Source organism: Psychrobacter sp. CX18 (assembly GCF_057396215.1).
Genome location: NZ_JBXYJH010000003.1, coordinates 32,979 through 56,675, shown reverse-complemented (window position 1 = coordinate 56,675; position 23,697 = coordinate 32,979). Strand labels below are relative to the sequence as shown.

Genomic DNA, 23,697 nt, shown 5'->3' with positions numbered 1-23,697 from the left:
CTAACCATGTTTTAACTGACGAGGGCGGAAGCCTGAAGCCAGTAATACAACGCCATATACCACAGCACCGACCGCACAGATAAGCAATAGGGCAAATACTCGGTGCCAATGTGAGGCGTGCGTAGGGAAGTATGGCAGCATCATATATAGACAGCCGACCATCACGATACTGGCAAACAAGAACTGAAAAAACAGCTTTTTCCAGTGTGGTCCAAAACGAAACAAATTGCGCTTATGCAACAGATAGTACAATAAACCCGCATTCACAAAGGATGCGCCGGTAGTGGCCAACGCCAGTCCACCATGAAGAGGCAGTTTTAAGTAGTAGAAGAGACCGACAAATATTAAGCTAAATATCATATTGGCAACGACTGTAATAATACCAATTTTGACCGGTGTCTTGGTATCTTGACGCGCGAAGAAGGCAGGTGCAAAGATTTTAATGAGCATAAAGCCTAATATACCACCTGACATACAACGTAGCGCAAAACCACTCATACTCGCATCGTCTAGTAAAAACTCACCACGCATAAATAAAGTCTGCATCAATACATCGGATAACACAAACAGCGCAAAAGTAGCTGGCAACCCAACGACAAGAATAAGACGGGAGGCCCAGTCTAGAGTCTTACGAAAGCTGACATCATCTTTATTGGCTTCGCTGGTCGATAAACTCGGTAATATTACCGTACCAATAGCGACACCGATGAGTCCTAAAGGCAATTCGGTCAGACGCTCCGCTGCATATAGCCAAGAAACAGATCCGGTTATCATTAATGAGGCGAGCACGGTATTCAGCAGCAAGTTGATTTGGGTCACCGATACGCCAAAGATTGCAGGTAGCATAAGCTTCAAGATACGACGAACCCCTTCATGCTGCAAATCTATTTTGGGTCCAACTAACAATTTTTGCTGATACAACTGTGGTAACTGAATAAAGAACTGTAGCAGACCCGCTATGGCAACCGCATAACCTAGCGCCATGATGGGTTTGTCAAACATCGGTGCGAATATCAAAGCTCCCGCAATCATACTTAGATTTAGTAATACGGGCGCAACGGCAGGTGCGGCAAAATGACCATAGCTTTGGAGTACACTGCCTGCAAACGCGGTCATTGAAATAAATAGCAGGTAAGGGAAGGTTAAACGCAGTAGGTCACTGGCGGTTTGAAACTTTTCAGGGTCGTCAGAAAATCCTGGGGCAAATAGAGTGATGACCCAAGGTGAGGCTATCATCACCACGACGGTCAACATACTGAGCACTAAAAGCAGTGCCCCCGAGGTACGGCTTATCAGTATTTGAACCTCTTGTAAGGTAAAGCGTTCTTTATATTCAGATAATACGGGAACAAAGGCTTGACTAAACGCCCCTTCTGCAAATAATCGACGTAAAAAGTTGGGAATTTTAAAGGCGACTAAAAACGCATCCATCAGACCGCCCGCCCCGAAGACACCCATCAATACGATATCACGTACTAAGCCCAAAATACGTGAAAGCATGGTCATGGAGCTAACAATCATAGTCGAGCGAAACAGTTTACTTTTTGCCATGTCGTCGTAACGCCTATTATTTAAAAGGTCATAAAATTTGCGCAGATTATATCATTATCTTTGGGTAAGAATGATACGCTCATATGGAACTCACGTGAATTAAATGCAGGCTCTCTCATTGAACCTTTATATTTAAGATGGAAGCCTTAACATAAAAGCTTTAACATCATGAGATGACTTCGCTGACCATACGGCGTATTTTAACCCAATCAAAATGCTCACCGGGATCTGTTTTACGGCCTGGTGCAATGTCACTATGACCTGTTAAGTGACGTCGAGTTTTAGGATAGGCTTGATAAAGGGCAGCAATGACGGTTGCTAAAGTCTGATACTGTGTTTCAGTAAAGGGTTTAAAGTCTGAGCCTTCAAGCTCAATCCCAATACTATAGTCATTACATTCAGGCTGAGCTAAGTAGCTTGAGCGACCCGCATGCCAGGCCCTATCTTCAAAATTAACAAATTGCGTGACTTGTCCATTACGCTCAATAAACAAATGGGTTGATACCTCTATGCCTTCGATACTTTTGAAATAAGGATGTGCATCCCAATCTAGGGTGTTGGTAAATAGCGCCTTGACATAGTGCTGACCATTAGCGTCTGTTTGCTCAAATTGATCTGGTGGCAAACTGATATTGTGAATGACAATAGCCCTAATATCAGTGTTATCTGGACGCTGATTATAATTTGGCGACGGCAACCACTCGGCTGAAATCAGACGGCCAGACTTTACCTCTAACGCAGAGCTCTTAAAAGGTGTCTGATGGATAGGCGACTTGTTAATATTAAATTTTGAAAGAGGATTCTTCATAGGTATACTGTTAATTAACCGGTTTTGTTGATGAGGTTATAAGAGGGTAGATGTATATTATCTACTATATTAGCGGTATTAAAAATCTAAATGATATCTAACGGTAGGCTCGTTTTTTATGTCAGATAACAGGGTTTCAAATAAGTGTCATAGTATCATTATCTAATGTCTATAAAATAGTTTGTAAGCTAATTTCATGCGTCTTTAAGAGTTAAAAAAGTTATTGTTGTCAGTTCTATAAAATATGCTCATAAATGAATAATAAACCACCAAATAAATAAGAGCCGACTCTACTATACATAAGGTGAATCATGTTTAAGACTAGATATGTGTTATCCACGCCTCTACAGCTAGATAATGAGGTAGGTCTGAAAAAAAAAGCGGCATATTTAATGGTCTTTGGTGCGATGGCTTGTTGGACACCCTATACGCATGCAGCTGCGCAAAGTCAGTCCCAAATTGGGCCCATGGATAATGCGGGCACATCCATAATAGCTGACACGGCTGATAGTGAAACCAACAGTATGGACCATACTCAAGCCACTCAACTTGCTATGCGACTGATACAATTGGCCAATAATAAAAAGCTTGCGACTCATCCCACATGGTTGCGACTACATTATTACCATGAAACACCATTGAATACGTTCAATCATTCAGCAAGCCATCAATCATCAGACTATTATTCAAATTATGCTAGTAAGGTTGAGAAACCAGACTTTTTCATCAGTAAAAACGGTAAAAATAATCCTCAAGCAGAATTGGAAGCGTTTATTACCAAGCTAGTGGAAGAGGGGCTTGCAAAGCAAACAGCTAACAATGAGAGTGTGGCGTGTCGTTTTCCAGCCCGTACGCACTGGGTAAGCGCTGAGCTTGGAATACAACAGCCTTCACTAAGTTGTCCTAAACTTAATGCATGGATGCAAAAAATAGACCCTCAACGTTTCTCCATTGTATTTGCTGGAGAGTATCCGGACAGACCTGTCTCAGCTTTTGGTCACACTTTATTATTGATAGATTCGACCGCCAGTTTAAAAGATCCTACCGCTGTCGATAAAGCCTATTCACTCAACGATACGGTAGGGGGCGATCCTAACGACCCCTTTATGATTTATGCAGTGAAGTCCATTTCTGGACGTTATCCAAATGAAATTACCATTCAACCTTATACCGCAACTCTTAAAGAGTACTTGCAACAGGATAATCGAGATGTTTGGACCTATGCACTCGATCTAAGTCATGCCGAAGTACAACAAATCATGCGTCATGTTTGGGAGACCAAAGATCTTAAATTGCCTTACTACTTTACGTTAGATAATTGTGCATCCGAGATTCTGCGGTATATCGATGTCGTTCGCCCAGAAGGTAACTTACTAGACCAGTTTAAAGTGGCAGTAGTGCCAAAAGATGTTATCCAATTGCTCAATCGACAAGGCCTTATTAAACAACAAAGCTACTTGCCCTCTGATAAAACGCTTGCACAAGCCAAACTTAATTACCTCAAAAAACAACAGCAACAGCAGTCTCAGTCTAAACCTTACTCTGACCCTGAGCAAAATCCCAAATTAAATGAATTAAGCCAACTGCCTTCTAGCAGTCTTGCTGATACTCAAAAGTTAATTATCACAGACCTAACCCCTGCGAACAACAATGCCCTTGATGCCCATGCTCGCCAGCAAGTTATGGTGGGAGTAGGCTCACAAGATAATACGGGCTATCTAAGCTTGGCATATCGGGGCGGCTTTAATGGGCCATTGGATCGTCCTAGTGGTTATCCACAAAACTTTCATCTAGAAACAGGGGCGGTCGAACTAAGAGCTTATAAAGAGTCAGATAAAGTAAAAGGCAACCATGACCGATTAGAGCTGCAAGCGTTGACAATATTGCGTGGCCGCTCATTTAATCCCATTAATACTGCACGAAACGGAGATTCGCTATTATCCAGTTGGGGGGTTAATTTGCAAGCGACACAAGTTAAAGATGGCGCACAAATGGATGTCATTGATCATAAGACTCAAGGCGACAGTCATTTAGTGGGAAGTTTTGGCTATGAAAAGGGCCTATCCGTTGCATTCGGCACCCCTAAAGCCGGTACTGGTGAGTTACCGCCACATCTATGTTATGCCCTAGGGACAGGGACAGCGCAAGTGGGTAAAAGCTTGAGTAAAGGATATCGGGTGGGCGCCGGAGTCAACCTAGGGTGTCATTACCAATTAGGTGATAGAGCACGTGTTATTAGTGAGGTGCAGTTGCCCTATTGGTACCATGGTAGCTCAAGTGTTAATCATGTCAAAAGTGGATACTGGCAACCGATCTTAAGCCTAGGTGCTCAGTATGATATCGATAAAAACCAAGCTATTAGGTTACAAGGTAGCTATGAGCTACAAAATAGCATTGACGGTCGTGATGACATTCAGTTGGCGTATATTAAACACTTTTAATATTGCGATAGTATTTTAGGACTGGTAATAGTATTTAAGGACTGAGAATAGTATTTAAGGATTGAGAATAGATGCTAACAATACTCATCCCATCCTTATAGGTTATAGATTATAGATAGGTATAGCAGTTAGGATGAATGATCATTTGATTTAAACCGAGTGTTATTGAAGTCATGTCATATTTAAGATAAAAATAGTCAACTGTAGGGTGTGAATACAGCTTCTAAGTATTAATTAGATAATATACATAGTATTATGAAGTAACTTAAATGGATTTTAAACTATGACAGGCTCGAATTTACCAAATAACCATCAGGTATCTCACAATATATGTGCGCACACCCTTTCAGAACCACTCACGTTAGATAATATGCTAGCGGGTATCAGCCAGCTGTCGATTACCGGAGTTATTGAGACGACGACGATGGTAGAAGCCATGCATCGTGAAATTGCACTCCGGCCCTTCAGATTGTTTAATGATAAATATAGCCGTCTGTGGCGCATGGGCATTAGTGGGCGGGTCTATAGCGTTGTACGGAGTATTACCACGCTGGTTGGACACAGTTTGACCTTAGGTATGTCTCAATACGGACAGCTTATGCGGTATAGACAGCCACAACCTCTGCCAAACTATATGACAACCGCCGTCCATATACTGAATGGCGTATTAGGCGATCATTTAGTGACCCAAGGTAATCCCTTAGCGCTCCCTATGCGCTTTTATGATAAGGAAGGCAAGCCTTATTGTCTATGCTCGGCTAAGTCAAAGTCTATATCACCATCTAAGTGGCAACAGTCAAATACTAGACAGTCGGCAAAAGTCTCCATTAATATGACTGACCAATCGTCGGATCAAGTTATCGGTCAAAACTCTGACTCAGTGTCACAACCGCTTACTGGTCCAGTGGTTATCATTATGCATGGCTTGTGTATGAGTTACTTAAATTGGCAGCCCACCAGTGAAGAGGGGTTAGGCCACTATATACTAAAAAGCTATGCTGATACTAACCAGCCAACACCTACTTTGCTATACCTAGACTACAATACAGGGCAACGCATTTCTACCAATGGACGACAGCTTTCCGAGATATTACAACGTTTAATTATGCATAACCCAGATATCACCACCATAGATTTGGTCGGGCATAGTATGGGTGGGCTGATTTCACGAAGTGCTTTATTTTATGGTAATGAGCAAAACCATGACTGGGTACATCATATTAATAAGTTGATTGCCATAGGAACGCCGCATCACGGTGCCGCTTTAGAGCGGATTGGGAATATGGTTCAGCAAACCATCGGTAAATTACCTTTTGCCAGTGCACTATCAAAGCTTGGAGATATTCGAAGTTCCGGCATTCTTGATCTGCGTCATGGCAGTGTCAGAGATGAGGATTGGCAGTCATTAACCACCCGTAGTGTGTTATCAGATGATGAGCGTTATTTTACGCCTTTACCAGATCACATTTCTGCTTACTTTTTAGCGGGTACTTTGACTGACGCGGATGATGACTCAGCAGTGGGATACTTGCTGGGCGATGGTTTGGTCAATATTGCCTCAGCGCTAGGTGAGCATACGACCGATGAGTATACGTTAGACGTACCGGATGAGCACAAAGCCATATTGTACGAAGTCAGTCACTTGGCATTGCTTTCAGACAAACGGGTCCACAAGCAAGTGGCTCAGTGGTTAATGACTTAGAAGTGATTAACAGCTTCAAATTAAGTCGGAATCTATAAAAGTTAGAACGTGTATAAGGAATAAAAATGTCACAACCCAATATGCTGATCATTGGTCAAGGTGCGATAGGTTTACCCGTGACCAATCAGCTTGCTACCCAAGGTATTAAGGTAACGGGATTGGCAAGAGGCAAGCGCGATGAGTATCAGTTGCACCCTAATGCTGGCTTTATACAATCGGATGCGTTAACACTGACGGCTGAGTCCATGAGTGAGTTCACCCATATCGCTATTATTGTAACGCCAAATCACTATCAAGCAGAGGATTACAAAAATACCTATTTGAGTATCGCTGAACGACTGACGTCACAAGCTGATAAGTTGCCGAATCTTGAAAGAGTCGTCTTTATCTCATCTACTGGTGTCTATGGACAGGACGAAGGCCAATGGATCGATGAAACAACAGAGCCTATGATTCCTAAGCGTGAAGCGTCACGTTATATATTGAAAGCAGAACATGTGCTGCAAGCGGGTTTTGGCACGCGAGCAGTCATTATTCGTCCAAGTGGTATCTATGGACCAAATCGATTGATGCGGGTTCGTAAAGCACAAGAAAATGACAAGCCCATCATGTCCCAAAATACTTGGACAAATCGTATTATGGACAGTGACTTGGTCAATATTATTGTTCAAGTTTTGACGTTAAAGGACTCTCAGCAGGTAAAGCCAATGTATTTGGCTACCGACTATGCACCAGTAACGTCGTATGAACTAACCTATTGGCTAGCTGATAAGCTTGGCAGTAGTCTACCTGATTCTGAAAACAGCACTTTAAGTGGAAAACGCTTACACAGTAATATTCCCCGTGACTGGTTACAATATCCAGATTGGAAAATAGGCTATACTTATATTTTACAGTTGCAGTGAGTCTTTTTTTTAAAATCAAACAGACTAGCGACGAAGGATGAAAGGTAGTTAATTAAAGGCTATGACTACAGGTCAAAAAACATAGGTCACGTCTAGTTACTAAAATAAGCGGTTCTGATAGAATAAACCGTTTAAAATACTGGTATGTTAAGCTTAACGGGAGGGCGTATGTCATCAATGGATAATTCTCAAGACGATGCGCAAAATAGCTCGTCACAACAGAACACGCCTAACAACACTCATTCGATAAAAGGTGCCAAGCTGTCTGAGAACCAGCTGTCTCAAAAACAGTTATCACAGAAACAGCAATCTCCGAACCAAATGCATCAAAACCAACAGAGCCACAATCTTCAATCTCCAAGCAAGTCGCAATCTATGGGCCAAGAAGACAGTGCTATCCAAGCTTTTCAAAAAGCCCTGCTTGCAAGTCAAGTGAATAATGCGGGTATCACACATCCCAATATTCAACCCAACAATCAGGCCTTAGATCCGGATCGTCCTTTAACGGACATTCCAGTGCCCGCCCCTCGATATCATCACTCTTTACAAAGTATTTTATCCAGTCAGGCAGCGACAGAGTTTCCATCAGGTCAATCTCAACGTCAGTCGCTTGAAACGGCCTCTATGTGGGATTTAATTGCCTCTCCAGAGATGGCCTCTCACTTAGAGTTATTACAACTGGGGGGATTAATAAATCTTCCAAGCCGTTTATTTGAGCCTGTATCAGTCGTTGATTCCAAAGATAATCTCAAACTGCTAGCGCCATTAACTCAAATGACGCTACTAGATATCTCGGATATTCAACAGGTCTATCAAAAATACCCAAACCTAACCCGCTATGGCTTTAAAACTGAGACTAAGATGGTTACTACGACGGATGACGAGACGGATAATCAGTATGCTGGATTAAAGCAACCCTCAACTGCCGAATTTGGCAATGGGGTTTATCAGTCGCAAAGCCATAAAACAAATGACGGTGGCAATAGTGCTATTTCTGAGTTGGCAAGGGTGATGCCAGAGATGATCAACGATATATTCGCCCCCAACTGGGAGCTTGTATTATATCCAGAGCGCTTTGATAATGGGGTCGATAGCTTGACCACCGATATCTTGGCATGTAGTGTGGCAGTTCATATACTCAAACAGTGTCAACGTAGACAATCTATCAATCGGCGTATGACTGCTCAGCAAATTTGTCAATATATGCGTAGCTATGTCTTAAGCCAATTTAATAGTCATCCACAGTTTGAGAAGCAATATCGCCAAATTAGATTGTTCGCTGGACATGTTATAGTCGCTGCTGCATATTTAGGGTTTGATATCGTCCATGCCACTCAGCACTCGATTAGTTCAACTACTAACTCTAAAGGCAAGACGAGTGAGAACTTAGGCCAACCGGTTTATATCAATGTCTCTTCTCGTTCTGCCTTGTTCTGTCGTTACCCGAATATCAGTAGTTATTATATTAATGGCTGGTCATAAAGGGTTATAGAATTATAAGGGGCTATAAAAGCAGCAAACTCATTTGAAAGTGTCTATAATATGCCTCGACTGACACTTCCCTAAGTGAACAGTTTTTAACTTATAATTTTCTTAGTAACAGGTTTTCAAGTAAAAATTTTCTAGCGACCAGTTCTAAACCAAAGGTCTCTAAGAGTTTTAGTGTTTTTTTGTTTTTATAGGATTTTTAATGGTAGCATCTTCATACACTCATGATTTTAGTCGCAGTCGTTTTATTCAACTTTCTCTTTCAAATGAAGTTTTGAAATTTGGGGAATATGTTCTTAAATCTGGTCGAATAAGCCCTTATTTTTTTAATGCAGGCTTATTGGCAACAGGTGAAATGCTGTCATTACTTGCCAATGGGTATGCTGAGGTGTTGGCAGATCAGGTAAAGCAGTCCGGTAATAATGAGTTGGTCATCTTTGGCGCCGCCTATAAAGGCATTCCGTTTGTGGCGGCGACAGCGCAGGCTCTTTGGAATAATCATGGTATCAACGCCCATTGGGGTTATAACCGCAAAGAAGTTAAAGACCATGGTGAGGGCGGAAATCTTGTCGGTGCCGATGTCAGCGGTCAAGCCGTTTGGGTGTTAGATGATGTCATCACAGCGGGTACGGCTATGCGTGAGGTTATTGAACTGCTTCAGACCGCGGGAGCAAGTGTGGCAGGTATTCTTGTCGCCTTAGATCGTAAGGAAAAAGGACAAAATGAGCAGTCTGCCATTCAAGAGCTGGCACAGAGCCTATCTGTACCCGTAAAGGCGTTAGTAGATATTGACGATATTATCGACTATGTTGCCAAAAACGGCGATGCAACCCAGTTAGCAAAAATGCGTCATTACCGTGAGCAGTATGGGGTGGAGTAGCTCTTTTTAATTTATAAACTATAAAGCTATTTATTTTGAAGCTATAAATTCAAGGCTATACATTCAAAACTTTAACGTCTGAAGTTATAAATATCTTCTTTTCGACACGATAAATCACCACTTTTTAGACCGCGATAACGGAGAAATGATCCATGTCTCAAGATACCCTAAACCAGTCACTAAATATTTTAGTGGTCATGGATCCTATCGAAACCGTTAATTATAAAAAAGATTCTACGCTCGCCATGATGTGGGCGGCAGGTGAGCGAGGGCATCGATTAGGCTACTGTCAGATTCATGACCTATGGTTAGATAAAGGGGCGCTTAAAGTCGATTCGCAGGCCCTGACTGTTCGACGAGATCCTGAAAACTTTTATCACTTAGCAGATAAAGTGACTCAGCCAATCACGGACTATGATGTAATCTTAATGCGCAAAGATCCCCCATTTAATATGAGATTTTTATACAGTACCTATATGCTCGATCATGCAAAAGCTGCGGGTGTATTGGTGGTGAATGATCCACAAGCTATTCGCGATTGTAACGAGAAGCTATTTGCCACGTGGTTTAGTGATTTAATGAGTCCGACCATTGTGACAAGTAAACAGGAGCATATTCGCCGCTTTATCAGTGAGCAACAAGACGTGATTGTTAAGCCATTAGATGGTATGGGCGGAACAGGTATATTCAGACTGACAGCAGACAGCCCGAACATTGGTTCGACACTTGAGATGCTCACCGAGCTTGAAACACTACCGATTATGGCTCAGCGCTATTTGCCTGAGATTCGTGACGGTGACAAGCGAATTTTAATCGTTGATGGAAAGGTGATTCCCTTTAGTCTAGCACGCATACCGGTTAAAGGGGAAACCCGTGGTAATCTTGCAGCTGGTGGTCAAGGTGTCGCCATGGCGGTTACTGCTGAGGAAATGGCAGTGGCAAAAAAAGTCGCTCCTATCGTAAAAGAGAAAAACCTAATGTTTGTGGGGTTAGATGTTATTGGCGGGAAGATTACTGAGATTAATGTCACCAGTCCAACCTGTATTCGAGAGATTAATGATCAGTGTGGGACAGATATTGCCACCGATCTCATTATTGCCATTGAACGTCGATTTACCAAAGGCCTAGACAGCTTATAAGGGCTCATCAGCTCTTCAAATGATAGATGAAACGTTAAAATGTCACTAGTAATAATACGGTAAGATTTAACTAACTAAAATTACAAAATAATCAGTCTCATAGGGTGCTAACGGTTGATTTTTTTACATACTCTTATATTATGAGAGGGTATTATCTATTCTAGATAGTTTTTAGTATAAATAATATTTAGTATAAAGTGTTATGAGTAACTGGTTTAGTTGAAGCAGTCGAACTTTATCACTTTATCAAATGTATCGTTTAGAAGGGAGTGTACTCTTAATTTAAGAAGCTTTTAAATGTTGATGAGTTTTAAAGCTCTTGAAGCATTTAAATTTTTAGAAGCATTAATAGATTTATTATGTAGGTTGCTTTTGTATGAGAAGCCCTTCTAAATATTCTTAAACTGCTTTTACTTTTAATTCAAACAAGGATGTATCATGAATATGTTAGCCAAGTCATTATTATTAACTGCTGGTTTAGCTTTTGGTTTTAGCGCTAGTGCTGCCGATCAATTAAACAATACAAAATGGACCACTTATAACGATAAGGGTCAACCGGATGCCGTGTTGCAGTTTTCAGAAAGTAACGGGAAGCTTTCAGCGAAAATTGTTCAAGTTTTAGATCCACGTGCAGCAGGTAAAGCAGTGTGTGATACGTGTAAAGGTAAGTTTAAAAACAAACCTTTAACCGGAGCCACTGTACTTTGGAATCTAAAAGCAGACCCTAATAATCCAAATAAATATATTAGTGGTAAAGGAATAGAGCCTGAGACGGGTATGACTTTCTCTGGCAAAGCCGAGTTAAAAGGCAATACGCTTGAGCTACGTGGTTACAAAGGTGTTTCATTTTTAGGTAAGACTCGTATTCTAAAACGCCGTTAATTTAAACTAGCCGATAAAATTATGCAAATTTGGTGTTTGAAGTATTAAGAGTTTTGGGTTAACCCTTTTAGATAAATAGTGAATGAAGATATAGGTTACATTACTAATGAAAGGGTACCAATTTAAAATCTTTTTTTTATGAATTTTTAAAATTTTGAAAGCCAAGTAACGATATATGTTACTTGGCTTTTTGTATCTAAGTTAGAAATATAGAACTGTTTCAATTTTCTGCATATCCTAAAGTTTTTCCTATATAGTCGTAGTCAAATAAATGAGGTACAAGGCAATCGAGTGTAAGTACTACTGGTGTAGGCTAAGCGAGATTAACACCTTAACTTTTTTATGTGGCTATGACTATAGTATTGGACAAACTAAAAATTGATAGTATTAGCCCTAAGCTGAATAAAGTAGCACTTGCGCTTGATCGTCTTGACTCTCATTAAGTTGCCAACGGCCATCATATTTTAATGATGCTTTATTGATGTAAATACCCAGTTGTATTACCTGTTAGAATTAAAAATATGCTATGATTTTCCAATTTAATTTTTACCCTATTTTGGTCCCTTTTATATAACCATATATATCACAAAATCTCGGGAGAGTTTCTGGTGTCTGCGTCTTCTGCAATGAATAGTAATTACAAAGAGTTGGTTCCTAATGCCACAAAATTGACAACATCTCCTCAGGTATTAATGATGGCGGCTGGTACTGGTGGACATGTATTTCCAGCATTAGCCGTCGCTGAGGAGCTCACTAAAAGAGGAGCAGTGGTACATTGGTTAGGTACCCCTCAGGGCATGGAGAATGATCTTGTACGTCCAGTAGGTTATACCTTCCATACTATTGATATGCAAGGTCTCCGTGGTAAAGGTGTCGGTCGTTTATTCAAAATGCCGTTTACGTTGTCTAAAGCGGTACTGGCAAGTATTAAAGTCATAAAAAATAATAATATTGATATCGTTGTTGGTTTCGGTGGTTACGTAAGTGCGCCGGGTGGATTAGCAGCAAAAGCGACGGGGACGCCGCTGATTATTCATGAGCAAAATGCCATAGCCGGCATGAGTAATCGATATTTATCCAAGATTGCTCAAAAAGTATTGCAAGCCTTTCCTAACACGTTTGGTGATAGTGAAAGTATCGACAACCCGAAGCTTGAGACCGTGGGTAACCCTGTCAGAGAAAAGATTTGTCAGATTGACCCGCCAGAATCGCGATATGATAGTAATGACGATAGTCCCTTAAGAGTATTGATTATTGGTGGATCTTTGGGTGCAGCCGTCCTTAACCATACGGTTCCCTCAGCGTTAGCACAAGTAGATAAGCCTATTTCAGTCTATCATCAGTGTGGACGCAATAACTTGGATAGCACGCTAAAAAGTTATGAGATTGTCGATAGATCACGACACGAGGTGACGGTAGCACCTTTTATTGAGGACATGGCAGAGGCTTATGTGTGGGCAGATGTCATACTATGTCGTGCAGGTGCGTTGACGGTTACTGAAATTCAAAATGTCGGTCTGGCAGCCATCTTCGTACCACTACCGCATGCGGTTGATGATCATCAAACGGCTAATGCTCGCGCATTGGCTATTGAAGATGCGGCTTATTTAATACCTCAAAGTAAATTAACCCCTGAATATTTAGCACAAGTGTTAATGGATCTGGACCGAGAAAAGTGTCAAACCATGGCAATTAAAGGGAGAGCCTTGGCTAATCCGGGTTCTACCGTGATGACTGCAGACTATATTTGTGCTGAATTAACCGCTGAATCCCGATAAATTTCATAAAATAACCCCTTTATTAAGGGGAATGGATGTTTAATTCTAATATAAAAGAGATTAAACTAAAATTGTCTTCAATTAATAGTTAATCGATGTTTGAACGTCTGTATTATTTGAATGTCTGTATTGACTATTAAATAATAAGATAAGACCTTGTTCCTCGGTTAGTTATTTAAATTTTAACTGTTATTAAGAGAGCGTTATGTCAAAAGCTGCCTTGCCCAAAAGATTAATTGAAATTCCAGAAATGCGTCGTATCAAATGCATTCACTTTATTGGAATTGGCGGTGCAGGGATGTGCGGCATTGCCGAGGTTATGAAAAACCAAGGTTATGGTGTCAGTGGCTCAGACATTAAAGAAAGTATTGTGACTAAACGCTTACAAGAGCTGGGAGTAGACGTATTTATCGGTCATGACTCTAGAAATATTGCTAATGCTGACGTGGTAGTGGTCTCGTCAGCCATCGATCGTAAAAATCCTGAGATACAAGCGGCTCTAAAAGCGCAACTGCCGGTGGTACGACGAGCAGATATGCTGGGTGAGCTTATGCGCTATCGACATGCTATTGCAGTGGCTGGCGCGCATGGAAAAACCACCACCACCAGTTTACTAACAATGATGATGACAGAAGCAGGCTTTGATCCCACCTATGTGATTGGTGGTAAGCTTAATGCTTCAGGAAAAAATGCCTCTTTGGGCGGTAGTCGTTACTTAATCGCAGAAGCGGATGAGTCCGATGCATCGTTTTTAACGCTTCATCCTATGGCAGCGATTGTCACTAATATCGACCAAGACCATATGGAAACTTACGAAAACAGCTTCGATAAACTAAAAGCGGCTTATATACAGTTTTTACAAAATATGCCGTTTTACGGATTGGCTGTGGTGTGCGGTGATGACAAAGAGCTGTATAGCATGATTGATGATATTGGTCGCCCTGTACAGACTTATGGCCTCGAGCCGTATAACAATGTTCAAGCGATAGACGTCAAGGTTGAAGGCACTAAAACCCACTTTACAGTATTGCGTAAAGATCGTGAGCCATTACCCTTAACGTTAAATATTCCAGGTCAGCATAATGTACTGAATGCATTAGCCGCTATTACTATGGCAACCGATGAAGGGGTGGATGACGAAGCGATTAAGCGGGCGTTAGCCAAGTTTGAAGGGGTAGGTCGTCGCTTTGAGCAACAAGCCTGTGTGACAAAAGAGGACGGGGATGTCTTACTTATTGATGATTATGGACATCATCCTGTAGAAGTCGCTGCAACCATTAAAGCGGCAAGAGAAAGCTATCCTGATCGTCGTTTGGTTATGTTGTTTCAGCCGCATCGCTATAGTCGCACCCGTGACTGCTTTGATGACTTCGTTTCTGTATTATCACAAGTAGACAAGCTGATGTTATTGGATGTTTATAGCGCAGGTGAGTCGCCGATTATCGGAGCTGATACGAAGTCTTTAGCGCGTAGCATACGTCTACGCGGTCAAGTGGAGCCAATGCTAGTTGATAAAGATGACTTAGCTCCTGTTATGAAGCGGGTGCTGCAAGCGGGCGATATTTTGATCACTCAAGGTGCGGGTAATGTTGGTCAAGTTAGTCAAGAGCTTGCAGTCCATAATCTTTATTTATAACGCAATCTTTATTTATAACAATGGATAGAGGGTCTCATTAGATCTGATTTCATTCATTATAATAACGGATAAAGTAGGCTGAATTGACATCACCCTTGAATACATTCTATTTTTTAATTTACCTTATATGATATTAATAACTGTAGACGCCAAAGACTATGACAAATTCCACCATCACATCAAATAATAACGCAGAACCTAAATCACAGCCAGCTACTCATACTCAAACCGCTGACATCAAAGATCCGAGTATTTTTGGCAAGGTCGCTGTCGTATTTGGTGGCAAGAGTAATGAGCGTGACGTGTCTTTAGACAGTGGCGGCGCTGTATTAAAGGCCTTGCAAGCACAGGGTGTAGATGCGACTCATTTTGATCCTAAAGATCAGGACATTACTGAACTAAAAAATTATGATCGTGTGTTTAATGTCCTGCATGGGCGTGGCGGGGAAGACGGTCAATTACAAGGGTTGTTAGATTGGCTTGATATACCACAAACTGGGTCGGGCGTATTGGCATCCGCTATTGGGATGGATAAAGTACGCACTAAGCAGTTATGGCAAGGATGCGGATTAGCCACTGCGCCTTTTTCAGTACTTACGGCGGATACCGATTGGCAGCAAGTCGTTAATACCTTAGGACTGCCTTTGATGGTTAAACCTGTTCATGAAGGCTCTAGTATTGGCATGAGTAAAGTGAATCATCTTGATGAGTTACCTGCCGCTTATGAGCTTGCCTCAGGCTGTGGTGATGTGGTAATGGCTGAAAAATGGATTACTGGACGCGAGTTTACGATTGTCATCCTTGATGACGAGGCTTATCCTGTGATTCGTTTAGAGCCCGCAGATATCTCAAATTTCTATGATTACGAAGCAAAGTATAGTCGCAATGACACGGCATACCATATTCCTTGTGGTTTATCTGATGAAGAAGAGGCGCATCTACAGGCACTCAGCTTATCTGCCTTTAAAGCGGTGGATGCAAAGGGATGGGGTCGTATAGATGCTATGCAAGATTTGGACGGAAACTTTTGGCTATTAGAGATTAATACCGTCCCAGGTATGACTAGTCATAGCCTCGTACCTATGGCAGCTAAGGCTAGGGGGATGGATTTTGAACAGTTGTGTTGGCATATTTTGGCACAAACCCTATCATAAAATCAATTTTACTTAGTTTTAAGTGTTAATATACTCAATAAAATATTAAATTATTTTAAAAGATAAAGTTTGGTTAACGATAAGATTTATTAACTATCTGGTGTGTGTATTTTATTCAAAGCTGCGGTTTCATATATTAATTGTGAGTACTGTCATAAAAAGATACATGCTCAACAAACATAGGCGCTATCGCTATACTGGCAAATGCGTTACAATTATAAGCTATTAAACGAAATGGAAAAGATGGCAGCCTCTGTGAATAAAACGTCGCCGAATCTTAGCAAATTTTTATCTACAAAAGTGTGGATGGCTATCGCAGTAATGCTGTTTGTTGCTATATTTATATTAGTTTCATACAGAGTTTACCATTCTCAGCCCGCCAAAGTAGTGATTAGCCCCAAAAATCTTGATGCTGCTGAGTATCAAAGATTAAATGATGTCATGAAAAATGAAGAAGTAGGTAGTTTCTTTACCGCTAAGTTACCTTGGTTGAAAGACAAAATATTGAAACAAGACTGGATCAGTCAAGTTGATATTGAGCGCAAATGGGGTGAAGGCGTTGTTATTACCGCTTTACCTCGTGAGCCGGTAGCACGTTTCGGGAGTGAATATTTAATCGATGTTGAAGGTAAGGTTTTTAAGCCAGTTAATGAATCTGAGCTGTCAGACGATGACCTGATTATGTTGCAAGGGGATGCGGAACAATCCTCTTTGATTATGAATCAGATGCAGCAAATCAATAAGTGGTTCTCAAACCTCGGTATTAAAGTTGACGACATGGTCTTAACGCCGAGAATGACTTGGGCAATCCTTTTTGATAATGGTTTACGTATTATTGTCGATAATGAGCATACCTCACAAAAATTGATGAACCTGAGCCAAATACTGCAAAATCAACTGGCAGACAAACGCGACGATATAGAATCTGTAGATTTGAGATATAAAAATGGTTTTGTGATTGGTTGGAAAAGCGATTATCAAGAGTCAGAGGGGTTTCAAACGTCTGATAGTCATCAAGCACCTAATGATAGGCAGCCGTTAAATGAAAGCTTGGCCACTGAAGCGGACACTACATTAACTGAAAACAGCACTAATGAGTTTGACGTTAACAATAATGACGAGACATTAGTTGATGTAGATCAACACCGATAACTTTTAATAGCATTTTTTAGAAAATATTATTTGGCCTAAATGCTATTAACCACAAAATAATCAATACGATAGTTAATGGTATAGTGAACGAATCATGATGGGTATGCCGATTTGTCGTGGTAATAAGGTATGATATCTTTAAGATATTATGTATAGTATGTTAAATTACCATCCTTTTTAATTGGTTTGTGCTTAATTAGTTTTGACTCATATAGCAGTTTCGGCTCATATAGCAGTCGTTGTCATTGACTAAAATTATTATTGATGACTATATCTACTATAATCTTTATATAAACGCTATTAGTTAAGGATTTAATTCTAAAAGGCTGTACTGTGAATAGTAAATACTTTAAACCAGATTAGACAAAAGCTTTGTCTTCATCATTGATTATTTAAAACTATTAAAAGCAACACCTATACTAACCTAACTGTTTTATTAAGGATATTAAGTATATTTTTATACTATTAATCCGTTACAGTACATATATATGTTCGTACCCTTATGAGTAAATCCGAAAATCTTTTAGCTGTCATCCATCTTAGTGCTACTGCTGTCTATGTCGTTGTTGGCGATGTTGTCGCTGCAAATGATATTCGTATTAAAGGTGTGGGTGAGGTTAAAACGGAAGATTTTCAACAAGGTCAAATTAAACATTTTGATCGATTAAAAGGATCTATCCGTCAAGCCTTGATCCAAGCAGAGGAGATGGCCAATTGCCGTATCCATAGTGTTTGGTTAAGTTTATCGACACCTGAATTACAAAGTCACAATGGGTTTGGTGAAGTTAATTTAGATAGCGAAGTCGTTGAAACTCAGCACATCGTTAAGGCTTTGAGTATTGCAAAAGCCAGTGTTTTGCCGAATACCCATTATTTAATGCATTATTGTCAGCAAGGCATCTTTTTAGACGATCAACAACAAATGGTTGATGATGCTATTGGTCTTCATGCAAATAAAGCGACCGTCATGTATCATTTAATGATGATGCCAGTTGCCAGCAGACAAAACATTCAAAAACTTATTCAAGCGTGTGACGTTAGTATTGACCACGTATTGTTTGATGCCGTTTCAAGTGCAGAGTATTGCCTTATTCCGGAAGAGCGTCAGCAAGGGGTTTGCCTCATTGACATCGGTGCAAGTACCACAAGCGTTTGTGTTTATCGTGAGGATAAATTAATTTTTACGCATTGTATCGCTGAAGGTGGTAATCAAGTAACGATGGACATCTCAGCCGAACTCGGTATCACCATGATGGAGGCTGAAAAGCTCAAAATTCAGAGTGGCACCGTTGAAACAAAAGATATAGACCCAAGCCGATTTGAGATATTCTCAAGGGTGGGTATGGCAGATGAAGTCACTATAAATATATTACAATTAGCTCAAATTATTGAAGCTAGATATATCGAGCTTTACCGTATTATATTCCAAGAACTTTCTGATGTCGGCTTAATGGACTATTTACAAGGTGGGGTAGTATTAACTGGCGGAGGTAGTCAGATACGCGGTATGGTACGTTTCTCAAAACGCCTTTTACAAATGCCAGTCCATAGCACAACGCCGCACGAAGCGATAACGGCTTACAATCGTTTTGATAGCGATGATAAATTTAAAGAGCTTAGTACCCGGGTCAATCAACGCGCGTTGCAAACTGCATTCGGTGCTTTATTGTATAGCCAAAGCGAGCAGTTTAAGCACAGTGAAAAAAGCTCGCCAGAAGCTCTAGCTATCAATAAAAAGACTAAATTTAATATGTTCAGACATAACTTAATTGATTTTTTTAAAAACATCTTATAACTTAATTTTTTAAATTTGACAGTCATTAATTAGTGACCTCTCGAGGCTAAGACAACTGATTAGATGACACCAAGGAGTGATAATGTCTAAATATACAATGGCTACAAACAGCCACGATTTAAACAACGGCCAAGCCCACTTTACTGTATTTGGTATTGGGGGTGGGGGCGGTAACGCTGTTGAGCATATGGTAAAACAAGGGGTTAAAGGAGTAACCTTTGTCTGTGCCAATACTGATAAACAAGCTTTGGATCGACTGACTGCTGAGCACAAGCTCCAGTTAGGCGCGAATACTAATCGTGGTCTGGGCGCAGGCGCTAATCCAGAAGTGGGTCGTGAAGCTGCGGAGCAAGACGAAGAAGCCATTCGTAAGTTGCTTGAAGATTCTGATATGGTATTTATTACTGCTGGTATGGGGGGTGGTACAGGGACAGGAGCGGCGCCTGTTGTTGCTCGCATTGCTAAAGAAATGCAAATATTGACAGTCGGTGTCGTAACAACGCCTTTTAAGTTTGAAGGTGGAAAAAGAATCAAAGCTGCCAAGGCAGGTATTGATCAGTTATCTAACTTTGTTGACTCTATCATTACCATACCAAATGATAAGCTGCTCAAGGTCTATGGCACTATTTCAATGCAAGAAGCATTCAAAAAAGCAGATGATGTATTGATGCATGCCGTTCAAGGTATTGCACAGACTATTTCTAGCGAAGGTGTGATAAATATTGACTTTAATGATATCCGTACTGCGATGACCGCTAAAGGGCACGCAATGATGGGTATAGGTCGTGCAAGCGGTGATGATCGCGCTCGTCAGGCCACCGAAAAAGCAATCCGCTCTCCCTTATTGGATAATTTATTATTAGAAAATGCCAAAGGGCTGATCGTCAACGTTGTGTCGTCTGAGTCGGTCACGTTAGATGAGCTAAACCAGATTACTGAAGTGGTCAATGACATTACTGATATCGAAGAAGCCAACATCTTTATTGGCACTGTGATTGATGAAAAATTAGGTGAAGATTTGCATGTTACGGTTATCGCCACTGGATTAACTTTAGATGAACGTAATGATGATCAAAAGGTCGTTTTATCTGCCAGCAGTACTGAAACAGTGGATCCTGCAACACACACCAGTGCTTTAAATACCCATCAAAAAGCACAAACTCAAATCCAGCCTGTTAATCCTCATGCCTCGAATACGACGACCTCTAAGCCTGCTCCGGATAAGACTAACAGTATTAAAGATTACTTAAAGCGTCAGCAGAACCGATAAGTTAGTCCATTACTATCTAGAGTTGTTACCTTGAGTAATACCTCTCAATTTAGCCAAGCTTACGCTTGGCTTTTTTTGTTGTCGGTTTTGTATCAACCTGCTTTGATGCAATCAAATAAGATGGCATGATTAAGTTTACTCAATCAATGGATAAATTATAATTAGAATTTATTATGTTAAAATTCTGCTAATCCATAAACGGCATTGTTCCATAAACGGCATTGTGATTTTTTTACTAATGATTCATCAAATCAACGTTTTAAAACAATAGATTTAAAACACACCTTAAATGTCAGGTCAAAAAATCACGCCATTAATCAATCGAGAGTATGAGCTTATGAAACAACGGACTATTAAAGAGCCTATTACAGCTGTTGGCATCGGTCTGCATAGCGGGCAGGACGTCACCTTAACGTTAGAACCTCTTCCAGTAAACTCAGGTATTCATTTTTTACGCACGGATATAGAGGATGCGCCTTTAATAGCCGCAGATGCATTTTTAGTATCTGATACCGTTATGTCATCTAACTTGGAAGTAGAAGGGGTGAAAATAGGAACTGTTGAGCATTTATTAAGCGCCTTAGCAGGGTTAGGCATTGATAATCTACTGATTAAAGTCTCTGATTCAGAAATTCCTATTATGGATGGCAGTGCTTCGCAATATGTAGACCTTATATTAAAAACAGGAATTGAAGCGCAGCGTCAACCTAAGCAGTTTTTAAAGATAGTAAAACCTGTACGTGTTAGCGATGGGGACAAGTGGGCTCAGCTTGAGCCTTATGAAGGATTTTTAATAGAGTTTCAGATTGATTTTGATCATCCAGGTATTCCTAGGGATACTCAATACTACAGCTTTGAATTTTCAACCCAAAATTACATTCAGCAGGTCGGAAAGGCGAGAACCTTTGGGTTTATTAAGGATATTGAATATTTAAAGGCACATAACTTGGCTTTGGGTGGTAGTTTGGACAATGCAATTGTATTAGACGAACAAGGTATTTTAAATCAAGAAGGGCTTCGTTATAAGGATGAGTTTGTCCGTCATAAGATTTTGGATGCAATTGGAGATCTTTATTTGGCTAAATATAGTTTAATTGCAAAATTTAGTGCTTATAAATCTGGACATGCTTTAAATAATAAATTAATAAGAGCCCTCTATAATGATCCAAAAAACTTTGAAATTGTAACTAATTATGACATAAATTTTGAGCCTATAAACTATAAGTTGTCATAATTCAAGTTGAAAAAGCAAAAAATGAAAGTAAATATAAGCGTAAATCACTTGGCTAAAGAAACATTATGGCAATATTATTCAAAGCGAGACTTCGGTTTCGCTTTTTTTTATGTCTATCGTTTTTGAGGTTGGATAATCCCAACGAGTTTCTAACTTTCAGCGAAAAGTAAATTAAAATTTTGACGTCAATTAATTGGAAATACTGAATGGCTACCATTGAGTTTATTAAAAAAATTAACTTATTAAATTAATAAAACGACGTTTGATTACATAAAAAAACATTATAGTTAGGTTCTAGTTAGGTTTTAAAAGCTTTTTTAGGGAGTTTTTCAGCCGATCATCATTAATGACATGCTCTATTGTGTGTGCTATAGTTCTCTTCGTTGGTTCGGTGAGCCCATATTTATTATGGGTTTCATCAAAACTATTGGTTAATTTTGAATTTTTTGATTTCGGTTTTAAATAATCTTGACCGTCATTTAAATCTTCTATAGATGCAGGGTAACTGACTATTACATCTATATTTTTTAGTTGGCCGAATGTAAGAGATTGTTCTTTTAGTATATGAGTTAGGTTGTTTGATTGGTATTTAAGATGATTTGCTGCGGTTGGAGACTGCACAGATAGGACGAGATGACCATTGTCGTACTTAACCACCCAAAGAGACTGTAACACTTCTTGGGGTAGCCCATTATCTAATAAGTTTTTGATCTCTAGCGTTAACCTATTTAACTCTGTCCATTTCTCTTTTAGAGACTTAGGCAAAGCAGATGCGGCAGACTTTTGATGATCGATGAGTTTTGCTAAGTGATTAGGTTTTAAAGGTTGTTGCATTGCAGGCCTCAGGATAAAAGATTTTGGTAGATCACCTTTAAATATATATAAAGTCGTTTAAGTATAAACCGTTTTATAAGGTCATTTACCTTCAATATCTATTTTAATGTGGTATTAAATGAAAGTTAAGGTAACTATTGAACAGGTAAGTTGAATAGTTTATTACAAAGATTAATTTTGGGAGCGTTATGAAAAAGTCACTTATTATTTTGTCGTTAATGGGGCTAAGTGCCACACAAGTAAATGCATCGGTTCAACAGACCTTTGAGCCATCTGCAAGCGCTTCATTAGCTTCAGTTAGTAATACTTCTATTACGCCACTAACAGCTAATCCATCTTCTCAAAGATTAAACGTTGTTAACAACTATTCTAATGTCTCATCTAATACATCAGTACGTGTGCAAGATATTGAACTGCTAACCAGCCAAGCCCAGCGAAAAAGCGATGAGCTTAGCGCCCTTGCTGAGAAATTAGAAAGCCAATATACAGCCACTTCTTTCGCTACGACGGCCAATCGTTCAGCCTATTCAAGCGCTCGTTTAGATAGTACTGCACCTCCTGCATTAGCAGCAGCACGTGCTTCAAGAGCGGCTCATTCTAGAACCATTGGATTATGTGCACGTTACGTACGTCAAGCGCTTCAATCAGCAGGTTATAGCTTTACCCCTAACCCTTCTGCTTACCAGTATGCGACTCGTGGTACCTTATCTCAAGCAGGCTTTGTCAAAATTAGCAATAACACGTCCCCACAAGTTGGTGATATTGTCGTATATAACCGATCTGCTAAACATCCACACGGCCATATTCAGATTTTTGATGGTAGTAACTGGGTATCAGATTTTCGTCAAGCTAGAAAAAGTCCTTACAGCGATAGCTATTCGTACACCACTTGGCGTGATGCACGTTACCTAAATGATGCGTCAAACGAAGGCATCTACCTTGCTATGGAATAATTTTGTTCGCTATTAAGTTAATAGTGATTGTCATCTCAGGCGACAATGACAAAGATGACAACACGAGCTTAACGTTTAAAAAGAGACAGATATAA

General features: G+C 40.2%; 18 protein-coding genes. 15 read left to right on the top strand and 3 right to left on the bottom strand.

The features are described from left to right. Nucleotides 1-1,551: a murein biosynthesis integral membrane protein MurJ gene (murJ, locus tag AC2SLT_RS02385; RefSeq protein ID WP_486545880.1), complete on the bottom strand. Its 1,551-nt coding sequence runs from the start codon at nucleotides 1,549-1,551 to the stop codon at nucleotides 1-3. 166 nt (nucleotides 1,552-1,717) lie between these two features. Beyond that, the gene (ampD, locus tag AC2SLT_RS02380; protein WP_486545879.1) at nucleotides 1,718-2,359 is read right to left on the bottom strand and encodes a 1,6-anhydro-N-acetylmuramyl-L-alanine amidase AmpD; all 642 of its coding nucleotides are present in this window, start codon (nucleotides 2,357-2,359) and stop codon (nucleotides 1,718-1,720) included. Nucleotides 2,360-2,670: 311 nt separating this feature from the next. Here ampD and AC2SLT_RS02375 point away from each other — a divergent pair, with 311 nt between their 5' ends. From AC2SLT_RS02375 to lpxC, 14 genes are all read left to right on the top strand, one after another. Then, nucleotides 2,671-4,800 (top strand): Lnb N-terminal periplasmic domain-containing protein, encoded by a 2,130-nt coding sequence (locus AC2SLT_RS02375; protein WP_486545877.1) that lies wholly within the window; start codon nucleotides 2,671-2,673, stop codon nucleotides 4,798-4,800. A gap of 283 nt (nucleotides 4,801-5,083) precedes the next feature. Further along, nucleotides 5,084-6,502 carry a PGAP1-like alpha/beta domain-containing protein gene (locus AC2SLT_RS02370; RefSeq protein ID WP_486545876.1) on the top strand — a complete coding sequence of 473 codons (1,419 nt, stop codon included), beginning with the start codon at nucleotides 5,084-5,086 and terminating at the stop codon, nucleotides 6,500-6,502. 65 nt (nucleotides 6,503-6,567) lie between these two features. Continuing rightward, nucleotides 6,568-7,407: an SDR family oxidoreductase gene (locus tag AC2SLT_RS02365; RefSeq protein ID WP_486545875.1), complete on the top strand. Its 840-nt coding sequence runs from the start codon at nucleotides 6,568-6,570 to the stop codon at nucleotides 7,405-7,407. 168 nt (nucleotides 7,408-7,575) lie between these two features. Beyond that, nucleotides 7,576-8,889 carry a hypothetical protein gene (locus AC2SLT_RS02360; protein WP_486545873.1) on the top strand — a complete coding sequence of 438 codons (1,314 nt, stop codon included), beginning with the start codon at nucleotides 7,576-7,578 and terminating at the stop codon, nucleotides 8,887-8,889. A 208-nt stretch (nucleotides 8,890-9,097) separates the two neighbouring features. Further along, nucleotides 9,098-9,775, top strand: a complete 678-nt coding sequence (gene pyrE, locus AC2SLT_RS02355; protein WP_486545871.1) for an orotate phosphoribosyltransferase — start codon at nucleotides 9,098-9,100, stop codon at nucleotides 9,773-9,775. A gap of 152 nt (nucleotides 9,776-9,927) precedes the next feature. Beyond that, the gene (gshB, locus tag AC2SLT_RS02350; RefSeq protein ID WP_486545870.1) at nucleotides 9,928-10,914 is read left to right on the top strand and encodes a glutathione synthase; all 987 of its coding nucleotides are present in this window, start codon (nucleotides 9,928-9,930) and stop codon (nucleotides 10,912-10,914) included. Nucleotides 10,915-11,352: 438 nt separating this feature from the next. Beyond that, nucleotides 11,353-11,796 (top strand): DUF2147 domain-containing protein, encoded by a 444-nt coding sequence (locus tag AC2SLT_RS02345; RefSeq protein ID WP_486545868.1) that lies wholly within the window; start codon nucleotides 11,353-11,355, stop codon nucleotides 11,794-11,796. Between the two features lie 626 nt (nucleotides 11,797-12,422). Further along, nucleotides 12,423-13,574, top strand: a complete 1,152-nt coding sequence (gene murG, locus AC2SLT_RS02340; protein ID WP_486546323.1) for an undecaprenyldiphospho-muramoylpentapeptide beta-N-acetylglucosaminyltransferase — start codon at nucleotides 12,423-12,425, stop codon at nucleotides 13,572-13,574. 205 nt (nucleotides 13,575-13,779) lie between these two features. Then, on the top strand, nucleotides 13,780-15,210 hold the full coding sequence (gene murC, locus AC2SLT_RS02335; RefSeq protein WP_486545866.1) for a UDP-N-acetylmuramate--L-alanine ligase: 1,431 nt from the start codon (nucleotides 13,780-13,782) through the stop codon (nucleotides 15,208-15,210). A gap of 236 nt (nucleotides 15,211-15,446) precedes the next feature. Further along, a complete protein-coding gene (locus AC2SLT_RS02330) occupies nucleotides 15,447-16,364 on the top strand; it encodes a D-alanine--D-alanine ligase (protein WP_486546322.1) in 918 nt (305 codons plus the stop codon). 243 nt (nucleotides 16,365-16,607) lie between these two features. Beyond that, nucleotides 16,608-17,516: a cell division protein FtsQ/DivIB gene (locus AC2SLT_RS02325; protein ID WP_486545864.1), complete on the top strand. Its 909-nt coding sequence runs from the start codon at nucleotides 16,608-16,610 to the stop codon at nucleotides 17,514-17,516. Between the two features lie 502 nt (nucleotides 17,517-18,018). Next, a complete protein-coding gene (gene ftsA, locus AC2SLT_RS02320; RefSeq protein WP_486545862.1) occupies nucleotides 18,019-19,311 on the top strand; it encodes a cell division protein FtsA in 1,293 nt (430 codons plus the stop codon). A gap of 82 nt (nucleotides 19,312-19,393) precedes the next feature. Next, nucleotides 19,394-20,581, top strand: coding sequence for a cell division protein FtsZ (ftsZ, locus tag AC2SLT_RS02315; protein ID WP_486545861.1), 1,188 nt, complete (start codon nucleotides 19,394-19,396; stop codon nucleotides 20,579-20,581). A 337-nt stretch (nucleotides 20,582-20,918) separates the two neighbouring features. Next, entirely contained in the window at nucleotides 20,919-21,815 is an 897-nt protein-coding gene (gene lpxC / locus AC2SLT_RS02310; RefSeq protein ID WP_486546321.1) for a UDP-3-O-acyl-N-acetylglucosamine deacetylase, read from the top strand. 294 nt (nucleotides 21,816-22,109) lie between these two features. Here the strand turns inward: lpxC and AC2SLT_RS02305 are convergent, their stop codons facing one another. Then, entirely contained in the window at nucleotides 22,110-22,649 is a 540-nt protein-coding gene (locus tag AC2SLT_RS02305) for a hypothetical protein (RefSeq protein WP_486545860.1), read from the bottom strand. Between the two features lie 188 nt (nucleotides 22,650-22,837). Here AC2SLT_RS02305 and AC2SLT_RS02300 point away from each other — a divergent pair, with 188 nt between their 5' ends. Continuing rightward, nucleotides 22,838-23,602 carry a CHAP domain-containing protein gene (locus AC2SLT_RS02300; protein ID WP_486545858.1) on the top strand — a complete coding sequence of 255 codons (765 nt, stop codon included), beginning with the start codon at nucleotides 22,838-22,840 and terminating at the stop codon, nucleotides 23,600-23,602. The last annotated feature ends 95 nt before the right edge of the window (nucleotides 23,603-23,697 follow it).